Source organism: Oleiphilus sp. HI0067 (assembly GCF_001635735.1).
This window is the reverse complement of sequence record NZ_LWFI01000922.1, coordinates 1-18,858: the sequence shown is the minus strand read 5'-3', so window position 1 is coordinate 18,858 and position 18,858 is coordinate 1. Positions and strand designations below refer to the sequence as shown.

Genomic DNA, 18,858 nt, shown 5'->3' with positions numbered 1-18,858 from the left:
CTTGGAAGAAATCTTGGATAACTTTTAGTTGTAGTTATTCAACGTGTTATTCATTTTGATTTACACAAGTTAGTAAATGCTTACTGTGGATAAAAAATTTAAAATTTAATTTTGTGCACAAGCTTGTTAGTAAGTTGTTAATTTGTTGAATTTTATAATAAAAACTATTAACAGGCTGTGTATAGCTTTGTTTTTTGCTATAGATATAAAGCTAAACAATAGGTAAACTTACTCTCGTTCGTAGCGCTGCAAAGTACATTCATGTCATTTCAGCCAGTCTAGTGTCTGTGTTATTCAATACAGAGCTCAGTGTGACAACTTTTATCTTCTGAGATAAATCTTTAATCAATAATTTGTGTGCTTGGGAAATTGATGGCTGAGTCAATTTGGGAAAATTGTCTTGCTCGTTTAGAGGAAGAAGAATCTGCTGATCAATTTGGTATGTGGTTAAAGCCTCTCCAGTTTGATATGCAAGGCGATGTAATTTCATTGTTTGCACCAAACCGATTTGTTTTGGATTTTGTAAAGAATAAATACGTCAAGCGTATTAAGGATCTTATCCAAGAGTTGTCAGGAACGAATTACGATATCAGATTGTCAATTGGGCAAGCCACTAAGAATAAAGGTCCTGCAAAGCCACTTGTTGAAGCAAGCAAAGTTACTGCACCATTTGAAGCTAGAAATTCATCATCGGATGCTGATCGCGAACAAAACAGTGGAGCTAGCGCATCAAGTTCTGCGCCAAAGCAGGAAAGTCTGGCCTTAGCCACTAAGAAGCCTAACGAGTTTAGCGGTGCTGACGATATTTCACATAAGAGTAATCTGAACCCTAAATTTACGTTTGAAACCTTTGTAGAAGGTAAAGCTAACCATATGGCTCGCGCTGCAGCAATGCGAGTAGCTGATGAGCCTGGTTCAGCATATAACCCACTGTTTCTTTATGGTGATGTTGGGTTGGGTAAAACACATCTCATGCACGCCGTCGGAAATGAGATAAAAGCACGCAATCCCAATGCGAAAATTGTATATCTGCATTCTGAGCGTTTTGTTGGTGATATGATCAAAGCACTTCAAGCTAACGATATTGCGAGATTTAAGAAGTACTATCGATCTCTTGATGTATTGTTGATCGATGATATTCAATTCTTTGCAAAAAAAGAGCGTTCACAGGAAGAGTTTTTTCATACGTTTAATGCCTTACTTGATGGGGATAAACAAGTCATATTGACGAGTGATCGTTATCCTAAAGAAATTGAGAATATGGAAGAGCGTCTAACTTCTCGATTTGGTTGGGGTTTGTCGACGAAATTAGAATCTCCTGAATTAGAAACGCGAGTAGCGATATTAATGCGTAAGGCAGAACAAGAACGTGTTGTGTTACGTGAAGATGCTGCTTTCTTTATTGCTCGACGTGTTCGATCGAATGTAAGAGAGTTAGAGGGCGCTCTTAGATTGGTAGCGGCGAACGCAAGTTTTACACGTCAAGACATCACGCCGACTTTCGCACAGGAATGTTTGAAAGACCTATTATCTGTTCATGATCGGCAGGTAAGTATCGATAATATCCAAAGAACGGTTGCTGAGTACTACAAAATAAAAGTAGCCGATCTTCTTTCTCCCAGAAGAACAAGGTCTATTGCGCGGCCGAGACAAGTCGCTATGGCCTTAGCTAAGGAGTTAACGGAACATAGTTTACCCGAAATAGGGGATGCCTTTGGTGGGCGTGACCATACAACAGTCTTACATGCTTGCAGAAAAATAACTGAACTCAACAAGACAGATGCAAGTATTAGAGAAGATTATTCAAACTTCATGAAAAAATTAACGATGTAAGCAAGGCCAGAAAGAATGAAATTTTCGATTAGCAGAGATGACATATTAAGCCCGCTTCAAATTATTTCAGGCGTGGTTGAGCGAAAGCAAACAATGCCAGTGCTTTCAAATATTCTTGTTGTTGCAGAGCAAGGTCAGGTTTCTTTGACAGGCACAAATATGGAAGTCGAGCTTGTTTGTCAGCTACAAGGCGCCGAAATTTCCGCTGAAGGACGTACTACTATACCTGCACGTAAGTTAGCTGATATTTGTCGCTCTTTACCTTCAGAAGCAACGGTTGAGTTGAGTTTAGAAGCGGATAAAGCTCACCTAAGAGCAGGTAAAAGTCATTTTAAATTAGCGACATTACCAGCGGATCAATTCCCTAATACGGAAGATAATCCTCAGGATATTGAAGTTCGATTTAGTGAAGGTGATTTCAAAGCCATGCTCGATGCCACTTCATTTGCGATGGCGCAGCAAGACGTTCGATATTATCTAAATGGAATGTTGCTCGAAATTGGAAATCAGTATGTTAAAACGGTTTCGACAGATGGGCATCGTCTAGCCTTGGCCAGCGTTGATACTGTTCAAGTATTACAAGATAAGTTACAGGTTATCGTTCCAAGAAAAGGTGTTCAGGAATTTAGTCGTCTACTTTCTGACTCTGATAATGAGGTTGCTGTCTTTATCGGTGACAATCATATTCAATCTCAAATCGGGAACTATAAATTTACGTCGAAATTGATAGACGGTAAGTTTCCTGAATACGATCGAGTGATACCGCAGGGCGGCGACAAAATTATGATCGCCGATCGTGAATCATTGAAGGCAATGTTTACGCGCGCAAGTATTCTCTCACATGAGAACATTAGAGGTATTCAGCTGCATCTAACTCCCGGTCAAGTTCAAGTGTATGCAAATAACCCTGAGCACGAGCAGGCAGAGGATTCGATTGATGTCATGTATGATGGACCTGAATTGCAAATAGCGTTCAATGTTGGCTATTTGATTGATGTTCTTAATACAATAAAGTCAGACAGCGTAAAAATGACTCTCTCTAATGCTAGTTCGTCCGCGTTACTTGAGTCTGGCGACGAGGATGGTTGCCTTTATGTTGTTATGCCTATGCGACTTTAAATAACGAGGGATAGGGATGAAAGGGTTGTTGGTAGATTCTGTAAAGGGTGCATTTCGACTTACACAGACAGCAAAAGTGCTTGGATTAACGGGGTCCAAATGGGTTCTTGGTAAGCGTCCGCCTAACCCTGTTTTGTTGAGACAGGTTTTTGAGCAGTTGGGCTCAACCTATATCAAGTTAGGGCAGTTTATTGCTAGCTCCCCCACATTTTTTCCAAAAGAGTATGTGGATGAATTTCAATATTGTTTAGATCAAACCCCACCATTTGAATTTTCGGTTGTTAGAAAAATCATTACTCAAGAACTTGGGTGTAGCCCAGAAAAAGTTTATAGCTATATCGAAGAGAAACCATTAGCTTCGGCATCAATCGCGCAAGTACATGCGGCAAAGCTTGTTACTGGTGAAGATGTGGTTATTAAGGTGCAAAAACCAGGTGTTGAAAACGTCCTGTTGACGGACCTTAATTTTCTTTACGTCTGTGCTCGGTTATTAGAAAAAGTCGCACCGAAGTTGTCATGGACATCTATCTCTGGTGTTGTTGAAGAGATTCAAAAGACCATGATGGAAGAATGTGATTTCATTAAAGAAGCGAAAAATCTAGATACTTTTCGTGCATTTTTATTAGAAAGCGATAATCACGATGTAGTTGTGCCTAAAGTTTATAAACAGGCATGTTCAAGACGTATTCTAACAATGGAAAGATTTTACGGCTCCTCTTTAACGGATTTAGAGAGTATTCGTAAATATTGTGATGACCCTGAAAAAACGCTAATTACAGCTATGAATACTTGGTTTGCTAGTTTGACTCAGTGTGAATTTTTCCACGCTGATGTACATGCCGGTAACTTGATGGTGTTAGACGACGGTCGCATTGGATTTATTGATTTCGGGATCGTTGGTCGGATAAATCCTGGCACGTGGGAAGCTGTCTCGGATTTTATTTCATCTATTATGATCGGGAATTTTGAAGGTATGGCTGATGCGATGATCCGTATCGGTATTACTGACACAGATGTTCAGTCACAGGATTTAGCCGCAGATCTTCGTGGTTTATTCAATAAGATGGATGTAATGGTTCCAGATTATGCGTTGCTCGGGGATTCATCTGGTAGTGATGACGACGATATTAATAACATTTTGATGGAAATGGTTAGGGTAGGGGAAGAGCATGGATTACATTTTCCTAGAGAGTTTGCCCTGCTGCTAAAACAGTTCCTTTATTTTGATCGTTATGTTCATATTTTAGCTCCTGAATTAGATATGTTTGTCGATGCTCGGCTAAGCATGCTGCATTAGAATCTTTTGTAGTACTCTTCAATACACCAGTTATTTGATTTTGTTAGAACATGATTAATAGATTTCAGGTAGCTGGTTTTCGAAATTTAAAAGATCAAACACTCCAGTTTTCGTCTCCATTCACGATTGTTTTTGGAAATAACGGCTCGGGTAAAACTAGTTTCCTTGAAAGTATCTACACTGCTCTGAACGGTAAGTCTTTTCGCTCTGGTAAGACAAAAAACATAATCTCTAATAACAGTAATAAGGACAGCTTCATTGTCCGTGCTGAACTTGAGTTTTCTAATAGATCTCATCAAGTAGCTTTAAGGAAATCTTTAAACGATAAGTATGTTGCCAAAGTCGATGGTGATTTTGTTCAGTCAATCTCCGAGCTTGCATCCATTTACCCTACCCAGATTGTTGAACCGCGTAGCTTTAATGTGTTCGATGGTGGAGCTTCTTCTAGAAGACGTTTATACGATTGGATGATGTTCCACGTGGAACATTCATTCAATGACCTTTTAAAAGTCTACCAAAGTTGTTTGAAGCAACGTAACGCTCTTTTACGAAAAGGTGTTATGAATCCTTCGCAGTTAGCACCGTGGGACCGACAACTCTCATACTACGGTTCACAAATTAATAACTTAAGGTTTGAAATTTTTAAGGGTTATCAAAACTATTTTGAATCAGCAATCGGTGAGTTACTAAGTCCTGAAATTGTTGAACACATAACTATAACGCTTAAATCTGGTTGGGACTCAAATCAGGATTTATCAAATGTTTTGGCCGAAAGCATAGAGTCTGATATTAAGAAAAGAGCAACTCAATTTGGGCCGCATCGTGCTGATCTAAAAATAACTTATTCAGGCTTGCCAATTCAGGAGGGTTTGTCGCGTGGACAGCAAAAGCTCGTTGTCTTAGCAATTCACTTGGCGAACTTACGAATTGTTCGAGAACAAAATAATAGTACCAGTCTTCTTTTGCTGGATGATCTTGCTGCTGAGTTAGATGAACCCAATTTAGAGCGATTATTATGTCTGCTCTATGAAAGCGGAACGTCTGTCATAGCAACAACGCTCGATACAATGCTTTATAGCAGAGTGTTAGAACGCTGTAATTTACTGGATAAAACACGAATGTTTCACGTGGAACATGGTAAGATAAGTGATTATAAATAAACTAATCTGACGTAATTCAGGAAAGCTAATGAGCGATACTCAAAACTCTTATGACTCGTCTAGCATTAAAGTTCTAAAAGGCTTAGATGCGGTAAGAAAACGCCCCGGGATGTATATCGGCGACACCGATGATGGAACCGGTTTGCACCATATGGTTTTTGAGGTTGTTGATAATTCTATCGATGAAGCCTTGGCTGGATATTGTTCAGAAATCAGAGTTACGATTCACGAAGATGAATCTGTATCAGTCTCTGATGATGGTCGAGGAATTCCAACTGATATACATGAAGAAGAGGGTGTATCTGCTGCCGAAGTAATCATGACTGTACTTCACGCAGGTGGTAAGTTTGATGATAACACTTACAAGGTATCTGGTGGTTTACACGGTGTAGGTGTTTCGGTTGTAAATGCTTTATCGAGTAACTTAAAACTTACGATCCGTCGTAATGGTGAAGTGCATGAGCAGGTTTATCACGATGGTGTCCCTCAAGAACGTTTGGCTGTAATTGGAAAAACTGAAACGACTGGTACAGAAATTCATTTCAAGCCATCTCCTGAGACTTTTTCAAACATCAAGTTTCATTATGATTTATTGGCAAAACGTATTCGTGAACTTGCCTTTTTGAACTCTGGTGTTCGAATTGTCCTACGAGATAATCGTACAGACAAAGAAGAAGTATTTGAGTATGAAGGTGGTTTAAAAGCTTTTGTTGAGTATTTGAATACAAACAAAACTACCATCAATAAAGTATTTTACTTTACTACTCAGCGTGAGGACGGCGTTGGCGTTGAAGTCGCCTTACAATGGAATGATGGCTTCCAAGAGAATATATACTGCTTTACCAATAACATTCCTCAACGAGATGGCGGAACGCATTTAGCAGGTTTTAGAGCCTCTCTAACACGCTCTCTCAATCAATACATTGATCGGGAAGGGTTGGGTAAGAACGCTAAAGTAGCAACGTCTGGAGATGATGCTAGAGAAGGGCTAACAGCGGTAATCTCTGTCAAAGTTCCAGATCCTAAGTTCTCTTCTCAGACTAAAGATAAATTGGTCTCGTCAGAAGTTAAATCAGCAGTTGAACAAGAGATGAATGCTTCATTTGGTGAATATCTAATGGAAGCTCCACAAGAAGCTAAAGCTGTTGTTGGCAAAATGATTGAAGCGGCAAGAGCACGAGAAGCAGCCCGAAAAGCACGAGAAATGACAAGACGTAAAGGTGCTTTAGATATCGCTGGCTTACCAGGTAAGTTGGCAGATTGCCAAGAGAAAGATCCGGCTTTATCTGAACTATACATCGTGGAGGGTGACTCAGCAGGTGGCTCAGCTAAGCAAGGGCGTGATAGAAAAACCCAAGCGATCTTGCCGCTGAAAGGTAAGATTTTAAATGTCGAAAAAGCGCGTTTCGATAAAATGTTGTCTTCTGCTGAAGTTGGCACATTAATTACTGCGCTGGGGTGTGGTATCGGTCGTGAAGAATACGATATTGAAAAACTTCGTTACCATAGCATCATTATTATGACCGATGCTGACGTTGACGGCTCACACATCCGTACTTTATTGCTTACCTTCTTCTTCAGGCAGATGCGTGAAATCATTGAGCGAGGCCATGTCTTTATCGCCATGCCACCTCTTTATAAAGTGAAGAAAGGCAAGCAAGAACAGTATTTAAAAGATGAGAAATCTTTAGAAGCTTATCTGACGCAAACAGCGCTAGATGGTGCACAGTTATTCGTAAATGAAGATGCTCCTGCTTTAACTGGCGAGGCATTAGAAGCCTTAGTAAATGATTATCGTATTGCCTCAGATGCGATTTCAAGATTGTCTCGTACGTACCCTGAGAAAGTCCTTCAAGCATTATTGAAAGTCAAAGGCCTTACTTCTGAAAACTTAAAAGATGAGAATGAAGTAAAAACTTGGACTGATGCATTGGCTGAGAATTTGGGTCTAGACACATCTACCGGTACAAACTACGTGACATCAGTTTTTGCTGATCAAGAAACAGGATTGTTCTTACCTAAGATCGAAGCTTATGTTCATGGAATTTCGACACCATATATATTCAAATCAGACTTCTTTGAATCAGGTTCTTACTTAGCTATTGTGAAAACTGCTGAAGCCTTACTTGGTTTATTAGAAGACAATGCATTTGTGGTGAAGGGTGAAAAGAATATTCCGGTGAAAGACTTCGGTTCTCTCATTGATTTACTTATGAAAGATGCACAGAGAGGATTATCGATCCAACGCTATAAAGGTTTGGGTGAAATGAACCCAGATCAATTATGGGAAACTACAATGGATCCAGACACTCGCAGAATGATGAAGGTAAATATCGAAGACGCCGTTGCAGCTGATATGATATTCACAACGCTAATGGGTGATGAAGTGGAACCTCGTCGTGACTTCATTCAATCTAATGCTCTAGAAGTCACCAACCTAGATGTATAGCTAGAAGATTATCGAATGTTCTGTTAAAGCCGTACTTTGAATAAAAGTACGGCTTTTTGTTATCTGATCTTTGTTACTCAGCGTTAGTAGATATTTACTTATAGTTAAAATTCAGACTGATAGCAGACTAACGACAAATAATACGTGGATGAAATATGCTATTGAACGCGCGTGTTCTTGAAGGACCAGAAGAAGTTAACAAACATGTCGTCATCCTTCATGGGTTATTTGCTGCTTCTGATAATTTATTGAGACTAGGAAAACACTTAGCGGAAGGGTACACCGTCCATTTATTGGATTTGAGAAATCATGGCAATTCATTTCATGTCACTGATATGAATTATTTATTGATGGCAAATGATGTTGATGAGTACCTAACACATCAAAATATCAACAGCGTCGCTCTTATTGGCCATTCAATGGGAGGGAAAACAGCAATGCAATATGCTTTATCTTACCCAGATACAGTTGAAGCTTTAATCGTTGCTGATATTGCGCCGGTAGAATATAAGCCCGGTCATGTTCAAATCTTGAAGGGTTTAGAGTATTTAGCTAACTATCCTCCAGCAAATAGACGAGAGGCAGATACAGCACTTAATAAGTTTGTGGAAGATGTTGGAGTCAGACAGTTTCTTATTAAGAATTTAAAGGCTGTAGGGGAAGAATCAAAAAAGCTTGGTTGGCGTTTCAACTTAAACGCAATTCAAAGCAATTATTATAATGTTCTTGCTGCGCCGGTTGGCGAAGAATTTAACGGTCCAACATTGTTCATAGCCGGTGCATTGTCAGATTATATTGCGCCAGAATATCGCGATATTACAACGAAATTATTTCCTCATGCCCAATTAAAGGTCATTCCTGATACATCTCATTGGTTACACGCCGAGAAACCCCAAGTCTTTAATGCACTATGTGAGCGTTTCTTACACAAGCATTTCATTTCACAATAGTTATCAACGGAAAGAATACAATATTTCATTATGAGCTAGACTTAATAAATGCGGTGTTTTTAAGCATTTAAGCCTGTTGTAAATCTATTTGAAATAGATGACACTGATTGCGTCGCTAATGATGACGCTGAAATGTCCGAACTTTCGGGCGAACAATAATAATGCGAATCGTGGTGGCATCAATTTTGTATATAGAGCTCACATCAGTGCATGTGTCAGCTTTCTGTTGTTGCTTAGGTGCGCTGCGAAATCCTTTTTGGAAGAAAACAAAACTTAGGAGAACACGAATGTTGAAATTCTCTTCATTGGTCGCTGCAGGTCTTGCAGTAGGCTTATCTTTTGGTGCAAATGCAGGAACGCTTGAAGACGTTAAAAAACGCGGAATGCTTTCTTGTGGTGTGAGTACTGGTCTTGCTGGATTTTCTCAGAAAGACGAAAAGGGTGAATGGAGTGGTCTAGATGTCGACGTCTGTAAAGCTGTTGCAGCAGCTGTTTTAGGCGATGCATCTAAGGTTCAATACAAGCCTTTAACTGCTAAAGAGCGTTTTACAGCGCTTCAGTCTGGTGAGATTGATATCTTATCTCGTAACACTACATGGACACACACTCGTGACACCTCTCTGGGATTAAACTTTGCAGGCGTTAACTACTACGACGGTCAAGGTTTCATGGTGTCGAAAAAGCTTGGTGTTAAAAGTGCTCTTGAGTTAGATGGTGCTGCGGCTTGTATTCAAGCTGGTACAACAACTGAGTTGAACTTAGCAGATTATTTCCGTGCAAACGGTATGAAATATACTGCTGTAACATTTGATACTTCAGATCAAACACGTGCTGGTTTTGAAAGTGGTCGTTGTGATGTTCTTACTTCTGACCAATCGCAGTTATACGCAATTCGTATTGGTTTGAAGGATCCAGATTCAGCAATGGTTCTTCCAGAAGTTATCTCTAAGGAACCTCTAGGTCCAGTTGTTCGTCAGGGTGATGACGAGTGGTTCAACATCGCTAAGTGGTCTTTGGTAGCAATGATCGAAGCTGAGTTCTTGGGTGTCGATTCTGCGAACGCAGCTGATATGAAAGACAACGGTAAGCCTGCTCAGAAGCGTCTTCTTGGGACTGAAGGTGATGCTGGCGAGAAGCTTGGTTTAAGTGCTGATTGGGCTTACAACATCGTTTCACAAGTAGGTAATTACGGCGAGTCATTCGAGCGTAATGTAGGTATGGGTTCTCCTCTTAAAATTGCACGTGGCATTAACGAGCAATGGAATAAAGGTGGCTTCCTGTACTCACCACCGATTCGTTAATTCGAATAGGTAAATAAAGGGGCTTTATGCCCCTTTTGCCGTTCTAAATTACACCCCAAGACTAGAGGCACTATATGTCCGAAGAAATTCGTGCAAAAGCATCGAGCTCAGGCTCAATGCTCAATAACCCAAGAGTTAGGGCCATCTTATATCAGGCTTTACTATTGTTTGGACTGGGTTATTTTTTCTATTCTATAGTTTCAAATGCGCTGAACAATATGGAGGCGCGAGGCATAAAGAGCGGTTTTGATTTTCTATTTACCGCCTCTGGTTTCGATATACTCATGACCCTGGTGCCGTATTCGGCAACGTCAACATATGGAATGACATTTGTTGTTGGGTTGTTAAATACAATTTTAGTCTCGATCGTTGGGATTTTCTTTGCGACCGTTTTAGGCTTTCTTATAGGTGTTGCATATTTTTCCAACAACTGGCTTATTAAACGCTTATCTGTTGTTTATGTAGAAACCTTCAGAAATATCCCATTATTGTTACAAGTATTCTTCTGGTATTTCGCTGTTTTAGCATCGTTGCCAAGCGCGCGCGAGAGCTTAAGTTTAGGCGAAGTCATCTTCCTCAATGTACGTGGATTATATTTACCTGATTTAGTTGGTGGCGCTGGCTCATCCATTGTTTATGGTTCGATTGTTGTAGCTATCGCAGCAATAGTTTTTCTCAAGAAATGGGCTAAAAAACGTCAAGACGATACAGGAGAGCAGTTCCCCGTTGCGTTAACAAGTCTTGGGATCCTTTTGGGGCTGCCACTTATCACCCTTTTCATAATGGGCGTTCCTTTCACATGGGATTTTCCTGAGCTCAAAGGTTTTAATTTCCGTGGAGGAATTACTGTTATACCTGAGTTAATGGCACTGACTATCGCTCTGTCTGTTTATACGGGAGCTTTTATCGCAGAAGCGGTAAGAGCGGGAGTTCAATCTGTTCCACATGGGCAAACTGAAGCAGCGCGCAGTATTGGTCTGCGTGAAAACAGAATTATGTCATTGATCATTGTTCCTCAAGCGATGCGAGTAATTGTTCCTCTGTTGAATTCTGAATATCAAAGTTTGGTGAAAAACTCTACGTTGGCAACAGCCATTGGTTACCCTGATTTGTTTACAGTCTTCGTAGGCACATCGCTTAATCAGACAGGACAAGCTATAGAGATTGTATTTATGACGATGGCCGTTTATTTCGTTATTAATATGACTATCTCATTCTTAATGAATCGGTTTAACGCTAGCGTTGCGTTAGTCGAACGTAAATAGGAGAGGGTGATATGAGAGTTTTTAAACCGCAAGAAGCTCAGCCAGCTCCAGAGGAGACTATGGGCGTAGCTGCTTGGATTAGAGCTAACTTGTTTTCTAATGTTCCAAATTCCATCGCTACGATCGTTATTCTAGGCTTATTGGCGAGCGTTTTACCTGGCTTAATTGATTGGTTATTCATTCAAGCAAATTGGTCCGGCAACACACAGGCTGATTGTACAAATGATAATGGGGCTTGTTGGGTATTCGTTTCTGCTTGGATGCAGCAATTCTTATATGGAAGTTATCCTATAGAAGAACTGTGGCGAGTAAATACAGGTTTAGTAGCATTGATCTTGGTTATTGCTGCGCCATACGCATTGCCTAAACATCTGCGTAATACTGTGGGTGTACCATTATTTTTGGCTTATCCGTTTATTTGTGCGGCCTTATTAGATGGTCGGCTCTTTGGATTAGAATTTGTAAGCACAGATTATTGGGGTGGTTTTTCTCTTAATATTTTTCTAGCTGCTGCAAGCATCATTATTGCCTTTCCTTTGAGTTTCCTATGGGCTCTAGGACGTCGATCAGACATGCCTTTTATACGAAGTGTGTGTGTTGTATTGATCGAATTTTTCCGTGGTGTTCCGGTTCTCGCATTGTTCTTTATGGGATCAGTAATGCTTCCATTGTTTTTTCCTGAGGGAACGAACGTAGACAAGTTATTGCGTGTGTGGATTGTTCTAATTCTATTTATGTCAGGATATATGGCTGAAGTATTTAGAGGTGGGTTCCAGGCAATTCCACAAGGACAATATGAAGCCGCAGATTCACTAGGTCTAAGTTACTGGCAAAAAACACTGCTGATAATCTTTCCACAAGTAATTAAGGTTTCAATGCCAAACATCTTGGCAACGTTCATCATGCTATTCAAGAATACAACTTTCTTATTGATCATTGGTATTTTTGAATTGTTGAGTACAACACAAACCGCACTTACAAACTCAAATTGGTTAGGAGGGCATGCTCCTGAAGGGTATATATTTGTAGCTGTTGTATTTTGGGTGTGTTGTTTTGGTATGTCGATGATCAGTGCAAATATCGAGAAGAAACTAGATACGAGTCATAGGAATTAGAGGTTATTACACATGAGTGATAATACACAAGAAACAGTTCAGACCGCTTCTTCTGATGAACCGGTAATACAAATTAAAGATTTAAACAAGTGGTACGGAAATTTTCATGTACTGAAAAACATCAATTTAGATGTAAAGAAGGGCGAGAAGATAGTAATTTGTGGTCCTTCTGGTTCCGGTAAATCAACGATGATTCGTTGTATCAATCGCTTAGAAGAATTCCAACGCGGTTCTTTAGTGGTTAATGGAATTGAGATGATTGAAGATGTTAAGAATATCGAAACTATTCGTCGCGAAGTAGGGATGGTATTCCAGCACTTTAACCTGTTTCCGCATTTAACGATTCTAGAAAATCTCACCTTAGGGCCAATTTGGGTTCAGAAAAAGCCGAAAGAAGAAGCAGAAGCAACGGGAATGAAATACCTAGAGCGCGTTAAAATACCGGATCAGGCGAATAAATTCCCTGGACAGTTATCTGGTGGACAACAACAGCGTGTAGCGATTGCTAGGTCTCTATGTATGAACCCACAGATTATGTTGTTTGATGAGCCAACATCTGCGCTTGATCCAGAAATGATTAAAGAGGTTCTCGACGTGATGGTCGAGCTAGCTGATGAAGGGATGACGATGCTTTGTGTTACCCATGAAATGGGCTTCGCCAAAAAGGTTGCTGACCGAGTCATATTTATGGACGCGGGAGAAATCGTTGAACAGAATACGCCCGATGTATTCTTTGATCACCCTGAAACTGATCGCTTGCAGCTGTTCCTCAGTCAAATACTTGATCATTAAACTAAAAAGGCGGGGACTTGATCAGTTACCCGCCTTTTTAATGTTCTATGCTTTAATCGCTGCGTTCGTAGCTGCTGATTCCTCACTTCTTTTTCGTTCAAGAAGTTTCTTAGTTTGATGATCTAGAAACGTGCCTAGCGTATAAGTAATACCAAAAAGAACAGATAATGCAGCTAAAAGAAATGCGACATGTACATCAATAAACATGTTTAAAATATCCCTAATTAAATTTAAACGCCCTTTTAAAACGCTTGTTTGAATTTCGAAAAAGATAGTATACAAATTAACCATAAAGATCAACATTTAACCATTTGGTTAGTTTATACTTGAGATAATCTACCTTTCTAAAAGGGCTAGGTCCTCGAGAGAGTTTGCATTGTCAAAACAAGCAGAAGGGCCGGTTGCCCAAATAACCCCTTCATCTTCAAGCCACTTAATTAACTTAAAGTGCCGTGAACTAATCGCACGCATTACCGAACCAAGAGAGCGATTAGGTAGACAGCAATGTAATGGGTGCTTTTGATTGTTCTGTATTAAAGCGACGGGTTTTAAATCAGTCCCTGATTCAAGCTGCGTGATAATGTGGTTAGCAATAACGGTAAAGCATTCAGATGTAACAAGAGGCGTGTCGCAAGGTGAGATAAATAACACATCTGAACTTGAGTTAGATAGAAGCGCTTCAATACCTGCGAGGGGACCAAAGAATTCAGAATATCGATCACGACAGATTCTTTGAGAAATCTGTTTATATTGATCAAAATTACGATTACAGCTAATGATCGTCTGATGATCTTGAGCTAAAGGAGAGAGAAGTCTACTTGGGTAGCTTGCTAGAGGTTTACCAAGAAAATTCACTAGGCCTTTGTCTTCACTACCCATACGGAGTGATTGACCGCCTGACAGTACACCTGCATCACAGGATGTCCCTAAAGACGCAAGCTTTTGACGAATATCTTGGAGGTTAGGCATAATTTAAGAAAAAAAAAGCAGCTCATTGAGCTGCTTTATATTCAATAATTTACTACAGATTGCTATCAACAAAAGCTGTTAGTTGTGACTTAGAAAGTGCACCAACTTTAGTTGCATCAACGTTGCCATTCTTAAATAGCATAAGTGTTGGAATACCACGGATATTATACTTCGGTGGTGTTTGGTCGTTTTCGTCGATATTCAACTTACAGATTTTAACTTTACCTGCGTAGTCTTCAGCAATCTCTTCAAGAACCGGAGCGATCATTTTACAAGGACCACACCATTCGGCCCAGTAATCAACTAATACAGGAACATCAGAGTTTAATACTTCTTGCTCAAAAGAAGCATCTGTAACATTTAAAATACTATTGCTCATTATTAAACCTTAAAACGTAAATGACTGTGGGCTGCACTATTCTAATAGTCAGCCTTCACCTAAAATGCGTGAAGATAGTTCCAATATATAGCTTTAATTTTGGATTTCAAGGATGCCTACGGCTTTGGTAATACAACAATGACAATTGACAATAGAGAGATCGCAGCGATTGATCTTGGATCAAACAGTTTTCATATGGCTGTTGCTAGCGTAAAGCAAGGGGAAGTCCGCTTTACCGACCGTTTGGGTGAGAAAGTTCAATTAGCTGCTGGTATTAATAGCCAAGGTGCATTTGAGGCGGACACCATTGAACGCGCTCTTGCATGCATCGACCGTTTTTCTCAACGATTACACAATATCGACAAAAGTATGATTCAAGTCGTTGGAACTGATGCATTGAGAGTCGCAAAAAATGGTGGGAACTTTATAGCTAAAGCGGAACAAAAATTAGGTGCGCGCATAGAAATTATTTCGGGTTTAGAAGAAGCGCGTTTAATTTATTTAGGTGTCTCACATACATTGGCTGATGACGATGGCCGTAGATTAGTGATCGATATAGGTGGTGGATCGACGGAGTTCATAATTGGTGAACGATTTGAACCACTTGAACGCGCAAGTTTGCACATGGGTTGTGTCTCGTTTAGGGAGCGTTTTTTTAAAGACGGAAAAATAACAAAGATCGGTTTCCATAAAGCTGTTGTTCAAGCAGAGCGCGAAATCATGCCGATTAAGAAAATATATAAGAAGAAGGGTTGGGAGCAATGTGTTGGGGCTTCAGGCTCCATCAAAGCAATTTTTCAAGCGTTAGAAGCAGAAGATGGCATTCAGATAGAGCGACTATCCTATAAGCGATTGAAGACTTTACGAGATCAAATCATTGAACTTGGCCATATTGATAACCTTAACGAGCTAAATATAAAGAAAGAACGCTTAAGCATATTTCCAGCTGGTTTAGCGATCTTAATGGGAGCGTTCAAAGCACTCAAAATAAAAAAAATGGAGTATACACAAGGAGCTCTGCGCGAAGGTTTACTCTATGACATGCTTGGTAGACTTGATCATGAAGATGTTCGAGATAGAAGCATTAGCGCTTTACAACAACGCTATGGAGCAGACATCGCCCATGGTGACTATGTCGCAGACATTACTAAGGCGTTTTTTAGAAAAGCGAAGACAGATTGGCAGATAGATCACCCTCGATATGAGGGTTTACTAACTTGGGCATCAAAGTTATTCGAAATTGGTCTGGCTATCGCTCACAGCCAATATCATCGTCACGGCGCGTATTTAGTGGCGAACTCTGATCTGGCTGGTTTTTCGAAACGAAGCCAAGAAGAGTTAGCCTTACTTGTTAGAGCGCATAGAAGAAAAATTCCCTTAGAAGATTTTGAGCGTGTCGATGAGGCAATACTTAAATTGACGCTTTTATTTCGGATTGCTGTTTTATTCGCATCGGATCGAAAAGTAAGGTCTATCCCTTTTCATTTAGAAGTTAGCTCAAAATCTGTCCACTTAGCATTTAAAAAGGGCTGGCTAGAAAAGCATCCCCTTACCGTTGAAAACTTAGAAATTGAACGAAATTATTTAAGAAAAATCGGATTTGAACTAAGTTTTTGATAACCTTACGAGTTTTTATGATTGATACACAATAATGTTAGTTCTTGGCCTTGAAACCTCATGCGATGAAACCGGAATCGCTCTTTTTGACACGGACAAAGGTTTGCTTGCTGACGCTTTGTTTTCCCAAATTGATCTTCATGTTGATTACGGCGGTGTAGTCCCTGAATTAGCGTCTAGAGACCATATACGTAAAACACTTCCTCTGGTTGAGCAAGTGTTAAACGATGCGGGTAAAACCAAGAGCGATATTGATGCAATTGCCTATACCGCGGGCCCTGGTTTGATTGGTGCATTGTTAGTTGGATCAACGATAGCTGAAGCATTAGCTTTTGCACTCGATATTCCCAGCATCGGCGTGCACCATATGGAAGGCCACCTTCTAGCACCGATGCTTGAGGATACGCCTCCTGAATTTCCATTCGTTGGTTTACTTGTATCGGGTGGACATTCACAGTTAGTTGCAGTGAAGGGTATTGGCGAATACGAAATTTTAGGTGAATCGCTTGATGATGCAGCTGGTGAGGCATTTGATAAAGCTGCAAAAATGCTTGGCCTCGATTACCCTGGCGGTCCTCAAATCGCGAAGTTAGCATCTTTCGCTCGAGAAGAGCTCGGCGGAACGCCGTATCGTTTTCCTAGGCCAATGACAGATCGTCCAGGCTTAGAGTTCAGTTTTAGTGGTCTGAAAACGTTTACCCTCAATACAGTTAACAAGGCGAAACAAGCAGACTCTTTTGACGACAAAGAAAAAGCTAAGATTGCGTTAGCTTTTGAAGATGCTGTCGTGGATACCTTAATGATTAAATGTCGAAGAGCACTAGAGCAAACAGGCTTCAAACGTCTTGTGATTGCAGGGGGAGTTAGTGCCAATATTAATTTGAGAGAGACGATTAAAAAAATGGAAGTAACAATCGGCGCTTCCGTTTATTATGCTCGGCAAAAATACTGCACAGATAATGGTGCAATGATCGCTTATGCGGGTGCACAGCGATTGTTAGCGGGTCAGAAAAGTGACGGAACCGCTGTTGTTAAACCTCGTTGGCCTATGGATCAATTAGAGCCAGTTAATTAGTAAAAACTATGCAAGATAAAATTTTTATAGAGGGTTTAATGCTTGATGCTTCAGTTGGTATTTTCAACTGGGAAAAGCAGAAAAAGCAGCCTTTGGTAATAGATTGCGTACTCGATGTTGATTTACGACGAGCAGCGCTGAGCAATGATATTGTCGATACAGTCAGTTATGCCGAGGTTGCTCAACGAATAGAGGCCCTTGTAACAGAGCAGCACCATGACCTTGTCGAGTATTTAGCGGAGCGCATTATTAGCGATATATTCGAAGCTTTTGAGGTCTCTAAGATTAAACTAAAATTGGCGAAACCCGAAGCTGTAGCAAGTGCTCATCGCGTTGGTATTATTCTAGAGCGAACACGACCATAATGTCGCAGGTTTATCTGAGTTTAGGAAGCAACATTGAACGGGAAAAGAATATCCGTTCTTGCTTGAGATGTCTTGAGAGAAAATTTGGAGAGCTTACCGTATCTCCTGTTTATGAAAGTGAGCCGGTTGGATTTAAGGGGTCTAATTTTTTTAACTTGGTCGTTGGTATTACAACGACTCTGACTATCTCTGAATTAAATGATGTTCTTAAAGAAATAGAAGACCAGCATGGCAGATCTCGAGCAGGACCTAAATTTTCGTCTAGAACCTTAGACATTGATATCATCACATATAACGAGTTAGTTGGTATACATGATGGTGTTGAACTTCCTCGCCCCGAGCTATTTTATAATGCCTTCGTTTTATTGCCGATGATTGATCTCTGTGCTGATCAATTAGAGCCAAAGAGCGGGCTGCCTTATCGTCAATTGATAAATCAATTACCGACAAGGCAGAATTTAGAAAAGGTTCCTTTTTAGCCCAGGAACCATATTCTCAGGCTAGCTACGCAAGAGTTGTACTAACTTAGCGGTTGAAGGGTCTAGAGCATCTATCTTGTTTTTCTCGGCTTCCTGAGTGAGCAAAGGAAACAACTCTTTTTCTAATACCTTACCTAACTCAACGCCCCATTGATCAAATGAATTGATGCCCCATATTTGACCTTGAACAAACACTTTGTGTTCGTACAAGGCAACTAGAGCACCGATAGACTCGGGGCTAAACATCTCAACAAGTAGCGTATTACTAGGCTTGTTACCCGCGATCACCTTATGCGGTGCGATACGTCGCGCTTCCTCTGGTGCAACACCTTTATCTAGAAGTTCTTGCTCTGCGTTCTTTCGCGATTTTCCAACCATTAGCGCGCGACTTTGAGCTAGACAGTTGCCAAGTAAGTGAGCGTGGTTATCACGTACGGGATAAGGACTGTTTTTCGCAATGATGAAATCGATAGGAACGGCGCCTCGTCCCTGATGGAATAATTGATGATAAGCATGTTGTCCGTTGGTGCCCGCTCCACCGAATAGCAATGGGCCACTGGCATAGCTAATTTGATGGCCTTCTGTATCAGCGGTTTTACCATTGCTTTCCATATCGAGTTGCTGTAAGTGCTCGGGCAAGAATCGTAGTTGATGGTCATAAGGGATAACCGCAATCGATGCGTGACCTAAAAA

Annotated in this window: 17 protein-coding genes and 1 pseudogene; 14 read left to right on the top strand and 4 right to left on the bottom strand. The window is 40.5% G+C overall.

Translation table 11 applies throughout. The features are described 5' to 3' along the window. The first annotated feature begins 372 nt into the window (after positions 1-372). The 10 genes from dnaA (at position 373) to A3739_RS10795 (ending at position 13,281) form a co-directional block, all read left to right on the top strand. On the top strand, positions 373-1,833 hold the full coding sequence (gene dnaA, locus A3739_RS10840) for a chromosomal replication initiator protein DnaA (protein WP_068477561.1): 1,461 nt from the start codon (positions 373-375) through the stop codon (positions 1,831-1,833). Positions 1,834-1,848: 15 nt separating this feature from the next. Next, entirely contained in the window at positions 1,849-2,952 is a 1,104-nt protein-coding gene (dnaN, locus tag A3739_RS10835) for a DNA polymerase III subunit beta (protein ID WP_068477560.1), read from the top strand. 16 nt (positions 2,953-2,968) lie between these two features. Then, positions 2,969-4,249, top strand: coding sequence for an AarF/ABC1/UbiB kinase family protein (locus A3739_RS10830; RefSeq protein ID WP_068477558.1), 1,281 nt, complete (start codon positions 2,969-2,971; stop codon positions 4,247-4,249). A 50-nt stretch (positions 4,250-4,299) separates the two neighbouring features. After that, positions 4,300-5,409: a DNA replication/repair protein RecF gene (locus A3739_RS10825; protein WP_068477556.1), complete on the top strand. Its 1,110-nt coding sequence runs from the start codon at positions 4,300-4,302 to the stop codon at positions 5,407-5,409. Between the two features lie 28 nt (positions 5,410-5,437). After that, complete coding sequence (gene gyrB, locus A3739_RS10820; protein ID WP_068477554.1) at positions 5,438-7,858, top strand: DNA topoisomerase (ATP-hydrolyzing) subunit B; 2,421 nt, start codon at positions 5,438-5,440, stop codon at positions 7,856-7,858. Positions 7,859-8,013: 155 nt separating this feature from the next. Beyond that, positions 8,014-8,808 carry an alpha/beta fold hydrolase gene (locus A3739_RS10815; RefSeq protein ID WP_068474928.1) on the top strand — a complete coding sequence of 265 codons (795 nt, stop codon included), beginning with the start codon at positions 8,014-8,016 and terminating at the stop codon, positions 8,806-8,808. A 287-nt stretch (positions 8,809-9,095) separates the two neighbouring features. Beyond that, positions 9,096-10,109, top strand: a complete 1,014-nt coding sequence (locus tag A3739_RS10810) for an amino acid ABC transporter substrate-binding protein (RefSeq protein WP_068474931.1) — start codon at positions 9,096-9,098, stop codon at positions 10,107-10,109. A gap of 74 nt (positions 10,110-10,183) precedes the next feature. Next, positions 10,184-11,374 (top strand): amino acid ABC transporter permease, encoded by a 1,191-nt coding sequence (locus A3739_RS10805; protein WP_068474934.1) that lies wholly within the window; start codon positions 10,184-10,186, stop codon positions 11,372-11,374. An 11-nt stretch (positions 11,375-11,385) separates the two neighbouring features. Then, positions 11,386-12,489, top strand: coding sequence for an amino acid ABC transporter permease (locus A3739_RS10800; protein ID WP_068474938.1), 1,104 nt, complete (start codon positions 11,386-11,388; stop codon positions 12,487-12,489). 12 nt (positions 12,490-12,501) lie between these two features. Continuing rightward, on the top strand, positions 12,502-13,281 hold the full coding sequence (locus A3739_RS10795; RefSeq protein WP_068474940.1) for an amino acid ABC transporter ATP-binding protein: 780 nt from the start codon (positions 12,502-12,504) through the stop codon (positions 13,279-13,281). A 45-nt stretch (positions 13,282-13,326) separates the two neighbouring features. Here A3739_RS10795 and A3739_RS28775 read toward each other — a convergent pair whose 3' ends face one another. From A3739_RS28775 to trxA, 3 genes are all read right to left on the bottom strand, one after another. After that, positions 13,327-13,488 carry a hypothetical protein gene (locus A3739_RS28775; RefSeq protein WP_156502538.1) on the bottom strand — a complete coding sequence of 54 codons (162 nt, stop codon included), beginning with the start codon at positions 13,486-13,488 and terminating at the stop codon, positions 13,327-13,329. A 129-nt stretch (positions 13,489-13,617) separates the two neighbouring features. Next, on the bottom strand, positions 13,618-14,250 hold the full coding sequence (locus A3739_RS10785) for a molybdenum cofactor guanylyltransferase (protein WP_068474948.1): 633 nt from the start codon (positions 14,248-14,250) through the stop codon (positions 13,618-13,620). 52 nt (positions 14,251-14,302) lie between these two features. Further along, complete coding sequence (trxA, locus tag A3739_RS10780) at positions 14,303-14,629, bottom strand: thioredoxin TrxA (protein ID WP_068474951.1); 327 nt, start codon at positions 14,627-14,629, stop codon at positions 14,303-14,305. A 138-nt stretch (positions 14,630-14,767) separates the two neighbouring features. Here trxA and A3739_RS10775 point away from each other — a divergent pair, with 138 nt between their 5' ends. From A3739_RS10775 to folK, 4 genes are read left to right on the top strand one after another with little or no spacing between them, the layout of a single operon-like run. Next, positions 14,768-16,246, top strand: a complete 1,479-nt coding sequence (locus A3739_RS10775) for a hypothetical protein (protein ID WP_068501303.1) — start codon at positions 14,768-14,770, stop codon at positions 16,244-16,246. Positions 16,247-16,280: 34 nt separating this feature from the next. Continuing rightward, positions 16,281-17,321 (top strand): tRNA (adenosine(37)-N6)-threonylcarbamoyltransferase complex transferase subunit TsaD, encoded by a 1,041-nt coding sequence (tsaD, locus tag A3739_RS10770; RefSeq protein ID WP_068482500.1) that lies wholly within the window; start codon positions 16,281-16,283, stop codon positions 17,319-17,321. An 8-nt stretch (positions 17,322-17,329) separates the two neighbouring features. Next, a complete protein-coding gene (folB, locus tag A3739_RS10765) occupies positions 17,330-17,686 on the top strand; it encodes a dihydroneopterin aldolase (RefSeq protein WP_068482504.1) in 357 nt (118 codons plus the stop codon). Further along, positions 17,686-18,165, top strand: a complete 480-nt coding sequence (folK, locus tag A3739_RS10760) for a 2-amino-4-hydroxy-6-hydroxymethyldihydropteridine diphosphokinase (protein WP_068482507.1) — start codon at positions 17,686-17,688, stop codon at positions 18,163-18,165. The genes folB and folK overlap by 1 nt, the downstream gene beginning before the upstream one ends. Before the next feature lie 21 nt (positions 18,166-18,186). Here the strand turns inward: folK and A3739_RS10755 are convergent. After that, positions 18,187-18,858, bottom strand: a pseudogene (locus A3739_RS10755) (glucose-6-phosphate isomerase); the annotation flags it as partial.

Excerpts from the sequence above, each read along its gene's own strand:
- dnaA (WP_068477561.1), top strand. The coding sequence starts at position 373 with ATGGCTGAGTCAATTTGGGAAAATTGTCTTGCTCGTTTAGAGGAAGAA.
- dnaN (WP_068477560.1), top strand. The coding sequence starts at position 1,849 with ATGAAATTTTCGATTAGCAGAGATGACATATTAAGCCCGCTTCAAATT.
- A3739_RS10830 (WP_068477558.1), top strand. The coding sequence starts at position 2,969 with ATGAAAGGGTTGTTGGTAGATTCTGTAAAGGGTGCATTTCGACTTACA.
- A3739_RS10825 (WP_068477556.1), top strand. The coding sequence starts at position 4,300 with ATGATTAATAGATTTCAGGTAGCTGGTTTTCGAAATTTAAAAGATCAA.
- gyrB (WP_068477554.1), top strand. The coding sequence starts at position 5,438 with ATGAGCGATACTCAAAACTCTTATGACTCGTCTAGCATTAAAGTTCTA.
- A3739_RS10815 (WP_068474928.1), top strand. The coding sequence starts at position 8,014 with ATGCTATTGAACGCGCGTGTTCTTGAAGGACCAGAAGAAGTTAACAAA.
- A3739_RS10810 (WP_068474931.1), top strand. The coding sequence starts at position 9,096 with ATGTTGAAATTCTCTTCATTGGTCGCTGCAGGTCTTGCAGTAGGCTTA.
- A3739_RS10805 (WP_068474934.1), top strand. The coding sequence starts at position 10,184 with ATGTCCGAAGAAATTCGTGCAAAAGCATCGAGCTCAGGCTCAATGCTC.
- A3739_RS10800 (WP_068474938.1), top strand. The coding sequence starts at position 11,386 with ATGAGAGTTTTTAAACCGCAAGAAGCTCAGCCAGCTCCAGAGGAGACT.
- A3739_RS10795 (WP_068474940.1), top strand. The coding sequence starts at position 12,502 with ATGAGTGATAATACACAAGAAACAGTTCAGACCGCTTCTTCTGATGAA.
- A3739_RS28775 (WP_156502538.1), bottom strand. The coding sequence starts at position 13,488 with ATGTTTATTGATGTACATGTCGCATTTCTTTTAGCTGCATTATCTGTT.
- A3739_RS10785 (WP_068474948.1), bottom strand. The coding sequence starts at position 14,250 with ATGCCTAACCTCCAAGATATTCGTCAAAAGCTTGCGTCTTTAGGGACA.
- trxA (WP_068474951.1), bottom strand. The coding sequence starts at position 14,629 with ATGAGCAATAGTATTTTAAATGTTACAGATGCTTCTTTTGAGCAAGAA.
- A3739_RS10775 (WP_068501303.1), top strand. The coding sequence starts at position 14,768 with ATGACAATTGACAATAGAGAGATCGCAGCGATTGATCTTGGATCAAAC.
- tsaD (WP_068482500.1), top strand. The coding sequence starts at position 16,281 with ATGTTAGTTCTTGGCCTTGAAACCTCATGCGATGAAACCGGAATCGCT.
- folB (WP_068482504.1), top strand. The coding sequence starts at position 17,330 with ATGCAAGATAAAATTTTTATAGAGGGTTTAATGCTTGATGCTTCAGTT.
- folK (WP_068482507.1), top strand. The coding sequence starts at position 17,686 with ATGTCGCAGGTTTATCTGAGTTTAGGAAGCAACATTGAACGGGAAAAG.